The following is a 13,032-nucleotide window of genomic DNA, read 5'->3' on the forward strand; positions in this document are numbered from 1 at the left end:
GCGCCTACCTGAAGCTCCAGGCTGCCACTGAGATGACAGGAGGTCGATTCCACCGAATTAGAAGCTCGGCGGCCACGAAATGCGCCAGTGCGCTCCAAGTTGCACCATTTTCACACGGCCTGGGCCCATAGCGGCCCCCGTTGCTTTCCTGAAAGGAGTGAGGACGACGCCCCTTGAGAGGCGTAAGATCGACGAGATGAGAGACACCTAAATCGGAGGTCGAGATGGACGATCGAACCATATTGGCGGAGCTCCAGCGCCATTGGAATGCTTCAGACGCAAACGATTTCGAGGCCGAGCATGACATCTATCGCGAGGATGCCGTGCTCGACTATCCGCAGTCTGGCGAACGCATCCACGGCCGCAGGAACATTCAAGAGAGCCGATTTGTGCAGCCGAACAAAAAGCGCTTCTCCGTTCGGCGGATAGTTGGCGGCGGCGACCTCTGGGTGAGCGAGTTTGTCCTGACCTATGACGGGGTACCGTCCTACGTCGTGAGCATCATGGAGTTTCGTGAGGGATTGGTGGCTCACGAAACGCAGTATTTCGGCGACCGGTTCGACCCCGCACCCTCGCGTGCGCATCTTGTCGAGCGCCCAGGGTAGAGTGGCCGCGAAGCCCCCCTGAGGGAGTGGATAACTGCCGTCCGCTAATGACAAAGCTGACAATGCGCGGAGACTATCGGGCGCAGATATTGCAAGAAGTCGCAATGTGACTGCCGGCTTGTTGATTACATCCAGGTCGCGGCGTAGTGCTTAAACAGCGCCTTGCAACCGTTACTGTACGGCTCAATCGACTTAGCCGGTCTCTTCTCGCCGAGCATCTTCGCTATGCGCTGTTCTATCATGCTGAGTTCCGGCCCGGAGCGATCAAATGCATTCGCGATGACTGCTGGTCTGATCGATTTTGCATCGTCAGTAACCGTCATCAGGTCCATGTTCTGCTTGTGATAGTGGAAACCCAAAAAGACGATCCTCGCAGCCGTGTTGATGGTTCCTCGTATGTTTTGGAGAATAACCTGGTCTTCAATCTGCTCATTGAACGTCTTGATCTCTTCGGCCAGATCTTCAATGGCCCCGTAGTCTTTCCTGCCGAACGCAACCTTCGTCTTTCCCTTCCGTTCCCAATCTAAGGAGCCAACCTGGCCGTACGGCCGATAAATCTCGAGCGAGGCCATTATCTCCGCGGCCTCTTGTTCGTTCAGCCGGTAGAGCCTCATGATGGTGTAGTATAGGTAATGTTCGAGGCAGCGGTCGTAGTTGAACGTGATGAAGGCCAAGTTCGAGAAAATCTTTCGGATGTCGTCTGCCTTGCCGACCCCGTCCTGCATGACGTAGAAAAGTTCGGGAAACCATGAACTGGCGACTTTGCCGTTATTCCTCCAGTTGCCATTCTCTCGGTACAGGTCGCAGTCCTTTTCCGCTTCTAGAATACTCTGCACTATAGCCAGCTTCCCGGCGACCTTTACAGCCTCATTGTCCTTATGCGTATTGAGGTACGCGTCGATCGACCGCGTTTCAAAAATTCCCTCGCGGATCGTGCAGGCCTCGGCACGCCAAACATTATAATCCAGCCCGCGAGCCATAGTTATTCGCCTCAAAGCGTTAGAGATGGCGTAGTCGCCTGTTCTCAGCTCAGCACTGTAGTCCTTGTGTCGGATGTACGTCTTATCCGCGATGGTGTGGCTGAGCTGGCTTCCGACCGGCATGGCTATTTCGACACCGGCTCCCGCCCCGATTATGAAAACCGTTTTCTTATCGAACATCCGCTATCTCCGGTTTCTGCGATTCGCCTTCCGGTGGAATTGTACAGTAACCTTCGCGCCTCCTCGACTGCGCGTGCAACGTTGCTTGGTCGCGCGGTGGGAAGCGACATGAGCCCGGTGGTGGCACCATACCGCGCGCCCGGCACTGGTCTCAAAAACGGTGGACTACTGCGCGGGCGGCTGTTCTGGCGGGACTGGCGGCAGACCGTTGTACGGGTTGTAAGAACCAACGGGTTCGGGCTGCACGAACACTTGCGCCATATCGTTGCCCGTCCACGTTCCGCCGAGGATCACTGCATCGTCGCTATCCCATGCAAGCCGGCAGGAAGCGTGCTGCGCGAGCGACGTGTTGCTCTCGTCTGTCGCCACGATCATCCAGAAACCGGCCTGACGAACCTGCGAGATGTACGCCTCCCTGTCCGGGAAGACGACACTCAAATCCCAATTCGGGAGTTCGAGACCGCCGCCCGGCATCCAGAACGCACCAACAACCGCATCGGTTTTCGCGGCCTGCTCATCGGCGAAGTTGAAGAGATGAAATTTCATGTCGATACCTATGCTATCATCGCTGCCAAAACAGCATCAGATACGCGGATTGGCCAGACCGTTAGCCTGCGGATTGTTTCGACGCGAACCGCAGAAGCGGCCCCGCCTACATAAACATCTGTAGCGCCAACCCCGAGTTGATTTGTGTCCGTCACGGGAGTCAGACCGCCGCTTGTGAGACTGCGCCCGCTGGGGTTGGTGGCAATTGCCCCTCGGCTGGGCGCGCCGGGCGTGAATGATCCTCGCGACAGCCCGACGTTAGCCGGCGGGGCCGCCTTGAACGAATTCCAACTATTGGAGGTGCCCCCATATATGTACGTGTCATTTGGCGCACCAACTGTGGCCAGCGTCGACCAGCCGCTACCTGTCGGCGTGAACGCGAAATTGACTTCTGTCCTCGCCGTCCACATCCCGCTGCAAAGGATCGCCTTCAACAAGCCGTTCGAGAGATGCTGATCGCCCGCGCGACTAGCACTTGTGAACGCGGTTGAAATGTACGATGTCGGATATGCGCCGACCTCTTGTTGTACGTCGCACAAATAGACACCTGAAGTGCCATCGGCAGCAAAACCTCCGTAGGTGTTTATGTAGATCGCACCCATTCCGGCTGTACTGGCAACATCCGCTGAGGCGGTCGTTGTCATAGTGATATAGGTCCACCCATTCGGCAGTACTCTGGCCGAGACAATCCAACCAGTCGTTCCGCTCCAGGTGTTCGTGGAGGCATTGTAGGTGACAGCCGCGCTGCTGTTCGTAAAAGCCGTGGCATCGGGCCGCTCGATGATAATCGTGCTATAGCCACCGGACTGAAAATAGAATGACCAAGTATAGGTAACGCCAGCCGTATAGCTCACTAGATTGGTGCCTGCGGAGCCTTTCACGTAATGCGCGGTATTCGCAGTAGATGGAATCAAGCGCGGAATAGCTGTGATGCCGTCCGGGCCGGTGATCGAGGGAGTTCCTTGTGTTGTCGCTGCGTACGCCCATCCCTGCGCAGAGTTCAGCGTCGTCGTACCGGTTAGGCGATTGCTGCGAGCCTCTTCGACTAAGAACCCAAGATCGGTGATACGTGGAACGTTATTGGCAAACTGTATCAAAGTTCCGGTGCTATCGGGCGCATACCCCGTCGATGATCGTGAAGACGAAAGCAGATCAAACAGAGTGCCGCCGTAATATCGACGGTTGACGAAATCCATATCAACGGCCGCCGCGACCCCGCCAGCGCGCAGCACCCACGGCGGCGCGTCCACTCTCCCAAGGTTGGCGGGCTTTGCGAGCACATCCGCCAACGGCTCCATCAGCGGCCGGGTCAGTAGTTGAGCGCCATTAGCCACTGAAGACACCGCAAGAGACGCCGGCGCGCCGACTGAAGCGATACGTGCCAGGCGCCACGATCATGAGCGCGGGACTGAGCGCAGTGAGGACGGCGACCTGGAAATACTGACCGGCATCATCCTTCAGCAGGATGTCCACGCACGCCAGCTCGCCAATCGAAGGACCGGAAGCGTCTTTGAGGCAGACGGTGAGAGGTGTGCCGGCGGCCACGACCTGGTCGGAAGAACTTGCAGCGGTCATTCCAACCGCTAAGATTTCACTCGGCATATCGGATCCCCGTCGAGACAACGCATCGGCCACGCGTGAGGCGGGCGGCTGCATCATCAGTAAAGCGGCGGGGTCTAGTTAGTCACCCTGACAGGTGTCAGGGTTATGAATCGCCATCGACGAGGCCAGTGTGGCCTCATGTCGGGGAAAAAAGCAAATCAATCGATCACGGTGGTTCGCGGTGTCGGCGCCGAGATCGCGCTCAATGCGAGCGGCGGCGTCGCCGAATGGATTATGCTGGTGCCGATCGCGAGCGGCCTAGTCGCCACGGTCGATGGCCGTGGGCCGTACCGCATCGCTGATGCGGCGAAACTCGCGCAGGCGAGCCTCAACGCCCATGGCGGGCGCATCCCGATCGACGAAAATCACGCAACTGATCTCGCTGCGCCTAATGGTGGCCCGTCCCCAGCGCGCGGCTGGATCGTCGAGATGCAGGCGCGGCCCGATGGCATTCATGGCCGCGTGGAATGGAGCTCCGCAGGATCGGCGCTGATGAGCGAAAAGGCTTATCGCTTCATCTCGCCAGTGCTGATCCACGACAAGGCCGGCAACGTGCTCGACGTGCCGCGCGTCTCTCTCACCAACACGCCGAACCTGCGCGATATGACCGCGCTCAACTCCACGGAGACTTCTATGGATCTGCTTGCCCAGCTGCGCAAACTCCTCGGCCTTGCCGACGATGCCGACGAAGCCACCGCGATCGACAAGATCAAGAGCCTGAATTCGTCGACCTCGCTGCAGTCGATCGCGAAGGCGGCCGGCCTGAAGGATGATGCGGATGCTGCGACGATTGCGGCAACGGTGACCACGCTCGCGACCGGCGCAAAGGGTAACGGGGCCGAGACCATCGCTGCGCTGCAGAGCGAGGTGAAGGATCTCGGCGAGAAGCTGACCGCCGCGCTGAACACGAGCGCGAGTGACAAGGCGACTGCTTTTGTCGACGGCGCCATCCGCGACGGCCGCGTTGGCGTGAAGCCGCTGCGAGACCACTACATCTCCATGCACATGGCCGATCCTGCTCGCGTCGAGAAGGAGATCAATGCGATGCCAAAGATTGGCAACAGCGCCATCCTGCCATCGACGCCGCCGGAGGTGAAAGACGGCAAGGTCTCGCTCAATGCCGAGCAGCTTGCCACTGCGAAGTTGCTTGGCATCAAGCCCGACGACTACGCCAAGACGCTGGCATCCGAGATCTCGGCTGATTGATCGCCCACACAGGATCTGAGCGGCCTGGCGCCGCCTACCAACGGAGACGCACATGACTGCACTTGCTGCCGATCGCACGACGCCGAGGCGCGCGGCGACCGACGTCTACCACTACGATGTCAAGGGAGCTGCGAAGATCTATGCCGGCGCGCTCACCGTCCTGAATGCCGGCTACGCGGCGCCCGGCAGCGTTGCAACGGGTCTGGTCGCAGTCGGGCGCGCCGAGCACTACGCCGACAATTCAGGCGGCGCCAACGGCGACATCAAGATCAAGGTCCGGGCCGGCGTCTTCCGCTTCGCCAATTCGGCGGCGGCCGATCAGATCACGCGGACTGAAATCGGCGCCAATTGCTACGTGGTCGACGATCAGACGGTCGCGAAGACGGATGGCAGTGCCGCTCGTTCGGTGGCCGGCAAGGTGGTCGACGTCGACGCCCAGGGCGTCTGGGTCGCGATCGGTCCTGGCGGCGTGATCTGAACGCCGCTTCAATTCCCCTTCAACCAGCGCAGGCTCCACTCCCATGATCGTCAATCGCCAAAACCTCGACAACCTCCGCGTCGGCTTCAAGACGACGTTCCAGAACCAGCTCCAGCAGACCACGACCATGTACCAGCGCATCGCCACGGTCGTGCCGTCAACGAGCAAGTCCGAAACCTACGGCTGGCTCGGTAAGATCCCCAACGTGCGCGAATGGCTTGGCTCGCGCGTCGTGCAGAACCTCTCCGAGTCCAGCTACACGCTGAAGAACCGGCCGTTCGAGTTGACCATCGGCGTCGACCGCGACGATATCGAGGATGACAATCTCGGCATCTATACTCCGATCTTCGCATCGTTCGGCGAGTCTGTCGCGGCGTGGCCGGATCAGCTTTGCTGGCCTTTGCTCGTCGCCGGCTTCAGCACCAATTGCTACGACGGCCAGTTCTTCTTCGACACCGACCACCCGGTGCTCGATGCCAATGGTGTGCCGCAGTCGGTCGCCAATACCGATGGCGGGAACGGAACGCCCTGGTTCCTGCTCGACACTTCGAAGGTGCTGAAGCCCATCATCTGGCAGCTCCGCAAATCCGGCGAGTTCGTCGCGCTCGATCGTCCCACCGACGAGAACGTCTTCAACAAGAAGGAATTCCAGTACGGTTGGGACGGCCGCGGCAACGCCGGCTATGGCCTCTGGCAGTTCGCATGGGGCTCCAAGCAGACGCTGGACGAGACCCATTACGCCGCCGCACGCGCCGCGCTGATGGGCATGAAGGGTGACTATGGCCGTCCGCTCAACGTGCTGCAGGGTTCGGTGAAGCCGTTGCTCGTGGTGCCGCCGTCGCTCGAGGCGAACGCCCTCAAGCTGATCAATGCGGAGAACAACGCCTCCGGCGCCACCAACATCTATCGCGGCACGGCCGAAGTCGCCGTCGTGCCGTGGATCGCCTGATCGGGTGAGCCATGGGAAAGAAGCCAAGCAAGGATCAGGGCGGCGCAGCGGCCGCCGGTAGTCAGCCCACGTCCCAGATTGCGATCGCTGCCGATATCAAGGTCGATGGAGCGGTCGCTGCATCTGCAGGCAAGTCCGGGACGGAAGATCCCGACGCCGACGATGCGGCTCCGTCGATCACGGTGAAGTCGAAGGCCGCGACCGGCCGCCGGCGCGCCGGCATCGCGTTCCCGCAGGCCGGCATCACCATTCCGCTCGCGGAGCTGACAGACGATCAGCTGCTGGCGATCGAGTCCGACAGCGACCTGATTATCGTTCGCCGAACCTGACCACCGAATTCGCGCACCGATCCCGCAATCATGCGCAACTGGTTCGGGTCCTGACAACGGTGCGCGATAGACGCCGCGGCGGCTTCCGGACGAGCCGCCGCGGCGTCAACCAAGTGAAACGACCAACCGGAGGGTCGCATGACCATCATGATTGTTCGCGGCGAGATCGCACGGCGGGCGCGGGTTGACCTGCAGACGCCGGCCGAGGTCGCGATCGCGGAAGCCATCGCAGCGGTCGAGAATCTCGGCGCCGATCCTTCGCTGACCAACGCGGTCGTGTCGCTGATGCGAGCGCGCGGCGATGTCGCCGACTATGTCGATCGCCAGCTCACCGAACGATAGGCCCGCGATGCATCTCGCTCCGCATCAGCGCTGGCCGAGGGAAGTCGTCGTCGACCACGGCGATGGCACGGTATCGCTGCTCCAGGACATCGCCCTGGTTGACGGCAAGAAGATCCGCGGTCGCCGGGCCGGCGATGTGTTCCGCACAATCGATCAGGAGCGCGCATCGTGAGCTACGCTTCACAGGCCGACTTGGTCGAACGCTTCGGCACCGATCTCCTGGTCGATCTCACCGACCGCGCATCGCCGCCTACCGGCGAGATTGATGCCGACGTAGTGACGCGCGCGCTCGAAGACACCGACGCGATGATCGACGGCTATTTAAAGGGCCGTTACGAGCTGCCGCTGTCGTCGACGCCGCCCTTGCTGCGCGACCTCGCGCAGGCGATCGCCGTCTACAAGCTCCATCGCGACACCGTCGCCGACAAGATCCGGACCGACTACACCGATGCGCTGAAGATGCTGGCGTTGATTTCGGCCGGCAGCGTGCGGCTCGACGTCGAGGGCGTGGAGCCGGAATCATCCGGTGCGACCGGTGTGCGCACCACCGACCGCGAACGGCCGCTGACGCCCGAGAACATGAAGGGCTTCATCTGATGACCGGCGTGATGCTGAGGCTCACCGAACAGGAAGCCGCGCTCGTCCAGCTCGGCGGCTATATCGCGCGTGCCGAAAATCCCCGTGGCATGTTCGAGAACATCGGCGAGATGCTGATCACCTCGACGCATCACCGCTGGGATCGCGGCGTCTCGCCATCGGGTACGCCGTGGCCGCCTTCGCTGCGCGTGATCAAGCATGGCGGCAAGACTCTGATCGGCAGGCAAGCGCGGCTCTACCGTTCAATGATCTATCAGGCGAGCGCTACGCGACTCGAATTCGGCACCAACGTCATCTATGGCGCGATCCATCAATTCGGCGGGGTGATCCGCCAGGCCGCACGCGAAGCCGTGCTGCATTTCAAGACCAACAAGAAGACGGGCGTCAGCCGCTTCGCGAAGCCGCGCAAAGCCGATCGCGCGAGGAAGGCGCAGATCGGCGAGCGCACCATCCATATGCCGGCGCGGCCGTTCATCGGCCTCGACGATGCTGATGAGCGCGCGATCATCAAAATCGGCGAAGACTGGATCGCGGGCGAAGGAGCCGGCCGATGACACTTGTGGATTCGGTCGCGCAGCGCATCGACAGCGAGGTGCCGGAACTCAACGGCTTGATCGAGGGCATTGCCGAGCTCGCCGCCCTGGTGGAGCAAGAGGCGCTGCCGCAGCGCGACGTCGCGGCCTTCGTCGTGCCGCTCGGTTTTGACAGCCGCGGCGGCGATCAGTCTTCCGTCAACGTGCACATCCAGATGCTCGCCGAAGCGGTCGGCGTGGTCATCTGCATCAAGGCGCGCGGCGACGTGAAGGCGCGCGGCGCGCTGCCCAGGATCGATGCGCTCGTGCAGAAAGTGATCACCACGATCGCCGGCTGGGCGCCGGATGATGCGGTCGGCGTGTTCTTCGCGACGCGTGGCCGCCTGATCCCCGGTGGCAAGGGCATCATCCTCTATCAGATCGACTTCGAGCTGATGGACCAACTCAGGATCGTTTCATGAGCGAGCAACCGGAATTGCCGCGCGAGGGCAGCAGCTACATCCGCCAGAAGGACGGCACGCTGACGCGCGCCGGAGAGATTGCGCAGCCCGCGTCGGCAGACACCGCGCCGGCCGAGAAACCGGCCGCTCGATCGACGGCGAAGAAGGCGAAGGAGTAAGGCGATGGCGACCCCGATCAAATTCCGGAAGATGGTCATGCTGGCGAAGCTCGAAACGGCCTACGGGACCGATCCGACCTTGACCGGTGCCACCAACGCCATTCTCGCCAAGAACATCACGATCAGCCCGATGGAGGGACAGGATCTCGGCCGCGATCTGATCATCCCTTATCTGGGCAACCAGGGCACGATTCCCGCCGGGCTCTATGCGACCATGCAGTTCGATACCGAGCTGGCGGGATCCGGCACCGCCGGCGTCGCGCCGGCCTGGGGACCGCTGATCCGCGCCGCCGGCTTTGCCGAGGTGCTCACGCCGACCACGTCGGTCGCCTACAATCCGATCTCCGACTCGATCGAGAGCGCCTACATGAAGTTCTGGATGGGGTCGACGCTGCATGCGCTGCGGGGTGCGCGCGGCACCGGCACCGTCACCCAGGACGCCCAGGGCATCCCGATCATCCGCTGGCAGTTCTGGGGCCTCTACGTCGATCCGACCGAAGCGACGCCCGCGGTGCCGACGCTCACCGCGTTCAAGAAGCCGCTCGTGGTGTCGAAGGCGAACACGCCAACCTTCACCGTCAACGCCGTGCCGCTGGTGATGCGCAACTTCAGCCTCGACTTCGCCTGCCAGGTCGAGCCGCGGCTGTTGGTCAACAGCGAGAGCATCGAGCTGGTCGATCGCGCCGAGCGCATCAACATGACCGTCGAGGCCGTGCCGGTCACCACGCTCGATGTCTACGGCCTGGCCAAGGCGCAAACGACCGTTGCGTCCAGCATCGTGCACGGCACGGCTGGCGGCAACATCTGCACCATCGCCGCGCCGGCCTGCCAGATACTGCGGCCGACCGGCTACCAGAACAATCAGGGGGTCGCCGAATGGCCGCTGGTGCTCGCACCGCAACCAGTCGCCGGCAACGACCAATTCACGCTCACGCTCACGTAAACCGCCTTTCAAACCGCCTTTCACAAGTCAGGACGTGAAACCATGAAGATCTCGAAGAAGCGCACCTTCACCCACGACGTGACCATTCTCGTGCCGGCCGATGACGGGCACATCGAAGATACGCTCCGCACCACATTTAACTACGTCGACACTGAGCAGGCGCGCATCTTCGATCTCACGACACAGGCGGGGATCGACGACTTCCTGGAAGCGATCGTCGACAGCTTCCATGATCTGACCGACGACGACGGCCGGGCCATTCCCTATACCGCGGAGCTGCGGGCCGACATCCTGAACGCGCAGTATGTCCGTCAGGCGCTGCTGGCGCACTACGGTCTCGCCGTCACCAAGGTCAAGCTGGGAAACTGAGATGGGCCGCGCGGCAATGGGCGCGCGGCACCCTGTCGGCGGCCCCATCGGAAACGGACGACGACGCCAAGGCGATCGAGGACGCGCGCCGCTTCAACTTCGATCCGGAGTCGATGGCGGAACTGATCGAGGCGCTGCGCGATCCCGCGGACGCGGAGGACGGCAGCGACGGCGTCTGGCCGGAGCATGTCGAGATCGTGCAGGCCTTCCTCGCTGTTTGCACGCAATGGCGCACCACGCCGGCGGGCGGCGGTTTTGCGCCGATGATGCCGATCTGGATCGGCCTCGACTATTCCGCGGTGCGCGTCGGCCTGGAAGCCGAAGGCATCGCCATCACACCGGAGCTGTGGCGCGGCCTCCGCGTCATGGAGGACGAAGCTTCCACGGCACTGAACAAGGCTGACTAACGACGATGCGCGTCTCGCTCGTGATCGATGGTGATGCTTCCGGCGCCCGCAAGGCGGCGCAGGATGCGACCGCTGCCGTCAAGGACGTCAGCGATCAGAGCAAGACTGCGACGAAGGCGACGCAAGAAGATCTCAAGCGCGCCGCAGGAAACTCCAGCGACGCCGCGGCTGCCGCCGCCAGGGCCGCCGGCGCCGCCAACGACAATGTCGCCAAGTCGGCCGGCCTTGCCCGGCACGAGCTGGTCAACCTATCTCGCCAGGTGCAGGACATCGGCGTATCGCTCGCGTCGGGCCAGTCGTTCTTCACGGTGCTGATCCAGCAAGGCACCCAGGTCGGCGATATCTTCGCCAATTCGCAAGGCAGCGTCGGCGGCTTCGCCAGACAGGTGATGGGCGTCTTGACGCCGACGCGGTTGCTCGCCGGCGGCGTCGTCGGACTCGCGGCGGGCTTTGTGGCCGCGACCAGCAGCGTTGTGAAAAGCTCGCTCGCCCTCGACGATCTCTCGCGGTCGACCGATCTTTCCGTCGGCAAGCTGCATCAGCTTCAGCAGGCGACCTCGTTCAAGGGCATCAGCGAGGACGATTTCGCGAAGGGCATCACCGGTTTCGCCGATAGCGTCTACCAGGCGCAACGCAATGCCGGTTCGCTCAACGGCCTGATGATCGCCAACGGCAAGAGCGCCAAGGATCTCGAGGGCTATCTTTCCAGCGTTGCCGACCTCGTCGCCCGGTCCAGCAGCGACGTGCAGAAGATGAAGATCCTGCGCGAGGCCGGACTGCCGAGCGATGCCGCCTGGGTCCGCTTCATGGAGCAAGGCGGCACGGGAATAAAATCGGCGTTAAACGGGGCAGTCGAGTTCAACCAGTCGGCCGAGCTCAACCTGATCCGGAAGGCACGCGAGTTCGACGACGCCTGGAATACCGCGACCACGAAGATGGTCAACTATTTCAAATCGTCGGTGGTCTCGATCGCATCGGCGCTCACCGGAATCCAGGTTCCGGATTGGCTGAAGAAAGTGCTCACTACCGGCGCTTCCGGGCTGCCCTTCGTCGGTCCGGTTGTCGGGGTCGTCGCCGGCGCGGCCAACGCCATAACAAATAGGGCTTCCGATCAAGGGCAAGCGCTCATTCCCGGTTCGCAGGGCTTGAAGCGTAGTGACTATGATTGGGGCGGCGCTGCGCAGCCGAAGACACAACAGGAATTGCAGCTCGCCAACCAGCAAGCGCAGCAGCGCCTCTCGCTCCTGGGACCGCTCGGCCAAACTGAGGATCTGGTTCGCCAGAAGCAGCTCGAAATCAATGCTGCGGCGCTCAACGGCGTCTCGATCACGAAGTCGCAGACGGAAGCGATCCTCGCCGTCACGCGCGCCCAGGCTGAGATGACGCGCGTCGGGCAACAGGCGTCGATCGGCATCTACGACCAGGCCAAGGCACAGCAGGCCGCGAACGATCAGTTGCGCGCATTGGTGGCTCAGGGCTTGCTTGATCCGAGCAATACCGAGCAAATGACCGCTGCGCAGGTCGCGCTCGGCAAGGCGCTGCGCGATACATCGGATGCGGCCAAGGTCGCCGGGTCGAATCTGCCTGGACTGCAGCAAGCCATCAACGACGCCTCCAATGCGAACAAGCAGCTCGACCAGTTCGCGACATCGCAGTTTTCTTCGGTCACGACCGGGCTCGCGGACATCGTCGACCGGTCCAAGGAGGCCGGTCAAGGCGTGCTGGATCTTGCAAAGAGCTTCTCGCGCGGCCTGACCGAAATGGCAATCAAGACGCAGATCACTATGCCGATCTTCCAGTCGCTGATGGGCGTACTCGGTGGCGGCAGTGGCGGCATCCTCAGTATCCTCGGCCTCGGTGTGCCGAGCCTCACCGCGAGTGGTGCGATCGCAGGCGCGGTCGGCCCGACTTCGGTTGGTGGCGCGCCGTTGGTGTTTGATCGCGGTGGCTACACCGGCGCCGGCGGGAAGTACCAGCCGGCCGGCGTCGTCCATCGTGATGAATACGTCTTTGACCAGGATGCCACGCGCGGCCTCGGCGTCGCCTTCCTGGACCGGCTGCGCCGAACCGCGAAAGGCTATGCCGGCGGCGGCCGTGTTGGCGGCTCATCCGCATCGTCGGATCTGCCGATGTGGGCGCCCGGTGATGTGACGGTGAATGTCAACAATGTCCCCGCCGGCACGTCGGTCAACGCGCAGCAGGCCAGCGATGGCCGTGGCAACCGCCGCATCGAACTGACGCTGGATGATCAGAATGCCGCTGCGATGTCGCGCCCCGGCTCGGCGACACAACGTGCATTCCGCAATGTTTACGGCGCCAAGCCGGCCGGGGTGCGGCGATGATCGCG

At 62.3% G+C, this 13,032-nt stretch carries 19 protein-coding genes; 15 read left to right on the forward strand and 4 right to left on the reverse strand.

The window, feature by feature from the left end; all coding sequences use genetic code 11:
- Nucleotides 1-224 precede the first annotated feature (224 nt).
- Nucleotides 225-605: a nuclear transport factor 2 family protein gene (locus ACZYOF_RS29030; RefSeq protein WP_394567835.1), complete on the forward strand. Its 381-nt coding sequence runs from the start codon at nt 225-227 to the stop codon at nt 603-605.
- A gap of 125 nt (nt 606-730) precedes the next feature.
- Here the strand turns inward: ACZYOF_RS29030 and ACZYOF_RS29035 are convergent, their stop codons facing one another.
- The 4 genes from ACZYOF_RS29035 to ACZYOF_RS29050 all read right to left on the reverse strand — a co-directional run bounded on the left by ACZYOF_RS29035 (nt 731) and on the right by ACZYOF_RS29050 (nt 3,886).
- On the reverse strand, nt 731-1,765 hold the full coding sequence (locus ACZYOF_RS29035; RefSeq protein ID WP_463717928.1) for a hypothetical protein: 1,035 nt from the start codon (nt 1,763-1,765) through the stop codon (nt 731-733).
- A gap of 165 nt (nt 1,766-1,930) precedes the next feature.
- On the reverse strand, nt 1,931-2,311 hold the full coding sequence (locus ACZYOF_RS29040) for a hypothetical protein (protein ID WP_463717929.1): 381 nt from the start codon (nt 2,309-2,311) through the stop codon (nt 1,931-1,933).
- Between the two features lie 8 nt (nt 2,312-2,319).
- Nucleotides 2,320-3,591: a phage head spike fiber domain-containing protein gene (locus tag ACZYOF_RS29045; protein ID WP_463717955.1), complete on the reverse strand. Its 1,272-nt coding sequence runs from the start codon at nt 3,589-3,591 to the stop codon at nt 2,320-2,322.
- A 46-nt stretch (nt 3,592-3,637) separates the two neighbouring features.
- Nucleotides 3,638-3,886 carry a hypothetical protein gene (locus ACZYOF_RS29050; protein ID WP_463717930.1) on the reverse strand — a complete coding sequence of 83 codons (249 nt, stop codon included), beginning with the start codon at nt 3,884-3,886 and terminating at the stop codon, nt 3,638-3,640.
- 165 nt (nt 3,887-4,051) lie between these two features.
- Here ACZYOF_RS29050 and ACZYOF_RS29055 point away from each other — a divergent pair, with 165 nt between their 5' ends.
- The 14 genes from ACZYOF_RS29055 to ACZYOF_RS29120 all read left to right on the forward strand — a co-directional run bounded on the left by ACZYOF_RS29055 (nt 4,052) and on the right by ACZYOF_RS29120 (nt 13,027).
- The gene (locus ACZYOF_RS29055) at nt 4,052-5,119 is read left to right on the forward strand and encodes a phage protease (protein ID WP_463717931.1); all 1,068 of its coding nucleotides are present in this window, start codon (nt 4,052-4,054) and stop codon (nt 5,117-5,119) included.
- Nucleotides 5,120-5,171: 52 nt separating this feature from the next.
- On the forward strand, nt 5,172-5,597 hold the full coding sequence (locus tag ACZYOF_RS29060) for a hypothetical protein (protein WP_463717932.1): 426 nt from the start codon (nt 5,172-5,174) through the stop codon (nt 5,595-5,597).
- 43 nt (nt 5,598-5,640) lie between these two features.
- Nucleotides 5,641-6,546 (forward strand): Mu-like prophage major head subunit gpT family protein, encoded by a 906-nt coding sequence (locus ACZYOF_RS29065; RefSeq protein ID WP_463717933.1) that lies wholly within the window; start codon nt 5,641-5,643, stop codon nt 6,544-6,546.
- A gap of 11 nt (nt 6,547-6,557) precedes the next feature.
- The gene (locus ACZYOF_RS29070; protein WP_463717934.1) at nt 6,558-6,875 is read left to right on the forward strand and encodes a hypothetical protein; all 318 of its coding nucleotides are present in this window, start codon (nt 6,558-6,560) and stop codon (nt 6,873-6,875) included.
- A 138-nt stretch (nt 6,876-7,013) separates the two neighbouring features.
- On the forward strand, nt 7,014-7,217 hold the full coding sequence (locus tag ACZYOF_RS29075; protein ID WP_463717935.1) for a hypothetical protein: 204 nt from the start codon (nt 7,014-7,016) through the stop codon (nt 7,215-7,217).
- A 7-nt stretch (nt 7,218-7,224) separates the two neighbouring features.
- Nucleotides 7,225-7,389, forward strand: coding sequence for a hypothetical protein (locus tag ACZYOF_RS29080; RefSeq protein ID WP_463717936.1), 165 nt, complete (start codon nt 7,225-7,227; stop codon nt 7,387-7,389).
- Nucleotides 7,386-7,814 (forward strand): gp436 family protein, encoded by a 429-nt coding sequence (locus ACZYOF_RS29085; protein ID WP_463717937.1) that lies wholly within the window; start codon nt 7,386-7,388, stop codon nt 7,812-7,814. Before ACZYOF_RS29080 ends, ACZYOF_RS29085 begins: the two co-directional genes overlap by 4 nt.
- Entirely contained in the window at nt 7,814-8,368 is a 555-nt protein-coding gene (locus tag ACZYOF_RS29090) for a phage virion morphogenesis protein (RefSeq protein WP_463717938.1), read from the forward strand. Before ACZYOF_RS29085 ends, ACZYOF_RS29090 begins: the two co-directional genes overlap by 1 nt.
- Entirely contained in the window at nt 8,365-8,808 is a 444-nt protein-coding gene (locus ACZYOF_RS29095; RefSeq protein WP_463717939.1) for a phage tail terminator protein, read from the forward strand. Before ACZYOF_RS29090 ends, ACZYOF_RS29095 begins: the two co-directional genes overlap by 4 nt.
- Entirely contained in the window at nt 8,805-8,966 is a 162-nt protein-coding gene (locus ACZYOF_RS29100) for a hypothetical protein (protein ID WP_463717940.1), read from the forward strand. The genes ACZYOF_RS29095 and ACZYOF_RS29100 overlap by 4 nt, the downstream gene beginning before the upstream one ends.
- A 4-nt stretch (nt 8,967-8,970) precedes the next feature.
- Nucleotides 8,971-9,909, forward strand: coding sequence for a phage tail tube protein (locus tag ACZYOF_RS29105; RefSeq protein ID WP_463717941.1), 939 nt, complete (start codon nt 8,971-8,973; stop codon nt 9,907-9,909).
- 42 nt (nt 9,910-9,951) lie between these two features.
- Nucleotides 9,952-10,278 carry a hypothetical protein gene (locus ACZYOF_RS29110; RefSeq protein ID WP_463717942.1) on the forward strand — a complete coding sequence of 109 codons (327 nt, stop codon included), beginning with the start codon at nt 9,952-9,954 and terminating at the stop codon, nt 10,276-10,278.
- A gap of 113 nt (nt 10,279-10,391) precedes the next feature.
- A complete protein-coding gene (locus tag ACZYOF_RS29115; RefSeq protein ID WP_463717943.1) occupies nt 10,392-10,685 on the forward strand; it encodes a DUF1799 domain-containing protein in 294 nt (97 codons plus the stop codon).
- A gap of 5 nt (nt 10,686-10,690) precedes the next feature.
- Complete coding sequence (locus ACZYOF_RS29120; protein ID WP_463717944.1) at nt 10,691-13,027, forward strand: phage tail length tape measure family protein; 2,337 nt, start codon at nt 10,691-10,693, stop codon at nt 13,025-13,027.
- The last annotated feature ends 5 nt before the right edge of the window (nt 13,028-13,032 follow it).

Source organism: Bradyrhizobium sp. LeoA1Lang, assembly GCF_055413685.1.

Coding starts and splice junctions, on each gene's coding strand:
- ACZYOF_RS29120 (WP_463717944.1), top strand. CDS start 10,691: ATGCGCGTCTCGCTCGTGATCGATGGTGATGCTTCCGGCGCCCGCAAG.
- ACZYOF_RS29090 (WP_463717938.1), top strand. CDS start 7,814: ATGACCGGCGTGATGCTGAGGCTCACCGAACAGGAAGCCGCGCTCGTC.
- ACZYOF_RS29110 (WP_463717942.1), top strand. CDS start 9,952: ATGAAGATCTCGAAGAAGCGCACCTTCACCCACGACGTGACCATTCTC.
- ACZYOF_RS29075 (WP_463717935.1), top strand. CDS start 7,014: ATGACCATCATGATTGTTCGCGGCGAGATCGCACGGCGGGCGCGGGTT.
- ACZYOF_RS29105 (WP_463717941.1), top strand. CDS start 8,971: ATGGCGACCCCGATCAAATTCCGGAAGATGGTCATGCTGGCGAAGCTC.
- ACZYOF_RS29070 (WP_463717934.1), top strand. CDS start 6,558: ATGGGAAAGAAGCCAAGCAAGGATCAGGGCGGCGCAGCGGCCGCCGGT.
- ACZYOF_RS29040 (WP_463717929.1), bottom strand. CDS start 2,311: ATGAAATTTCATCTCTTCAACTTCGCCGATGAGCAGGCCGCGAAAACC.
- ACZYOF_RS29055 (WP_463717931.1), top strand. CDS start 4,052: ATGTCGGGGAAAAAAGCAAATCAATCGATCACGGTGGTTCGCGGTGTC.
- ACZYOF_RS29035 (WP_463717928.1), bottom strand. CDS start 1,765: ATGTTCGATAAGAAAACGGTTTTCATAATCGGGGCGGGAGCCGGTGTC.
- ACZYOF_RS29115 (WP_463717943.1), top strand. CDS start 10,392: ATGGCGGAACTGATCGAGGCGCTGCGCGATCCCGCGGACGCGGAGGAC.
- ACZYOF_RS29065 (WP_463717933.1), top strand. CDS start 5,641: ATGATCGTCAATCGCCAAAACCTCGACAACCTCCGCGTCGGCTTCAAG.
- ACZYOF_RS29100 (WP_463717940.1), top strand. CDS start 8,805: ATGAGCGAGCAACCGGAATTGCCGCGCGAGGGCAGCAGCTACATCCGC.
- ACZYOF_RS29095 (WP_463717939.1), top strand. CDS start 8,365: ATGACACTTGTGGATTCGGTCGCGCAGCGCATCGACAGCGAGGTGCCG.
- ACZYOF_RS29050 (WP_463717930.1), bottom strand. CDS start 3,886: ATGACCGCTGCAAGTTCTTCCGACCAGGTCGTGGCCGCCGGCACACCT.
- ACZYOF_RS29030 (WP_394567835.1), top strand. CDS start 225: ATGGACGATCGAACCATATTGGCGGAGCTCCAGCGCCATTGGAATGCT.
- ACZYOF_RS29060 (WP_463717932.1), top strand. CDS start 5,172: ATGACTGCACTTGCTGCCGATCGCACGACGCCGAGGCGCGCGGCGACC.
- ACZYOF_RS29080 (WP_463717936.1), top strand. CDS start 7,225: ATGCATCTCGCTCCGCATCAGCGCTGGCCGAGGGAAGTCGTCGTCGAC.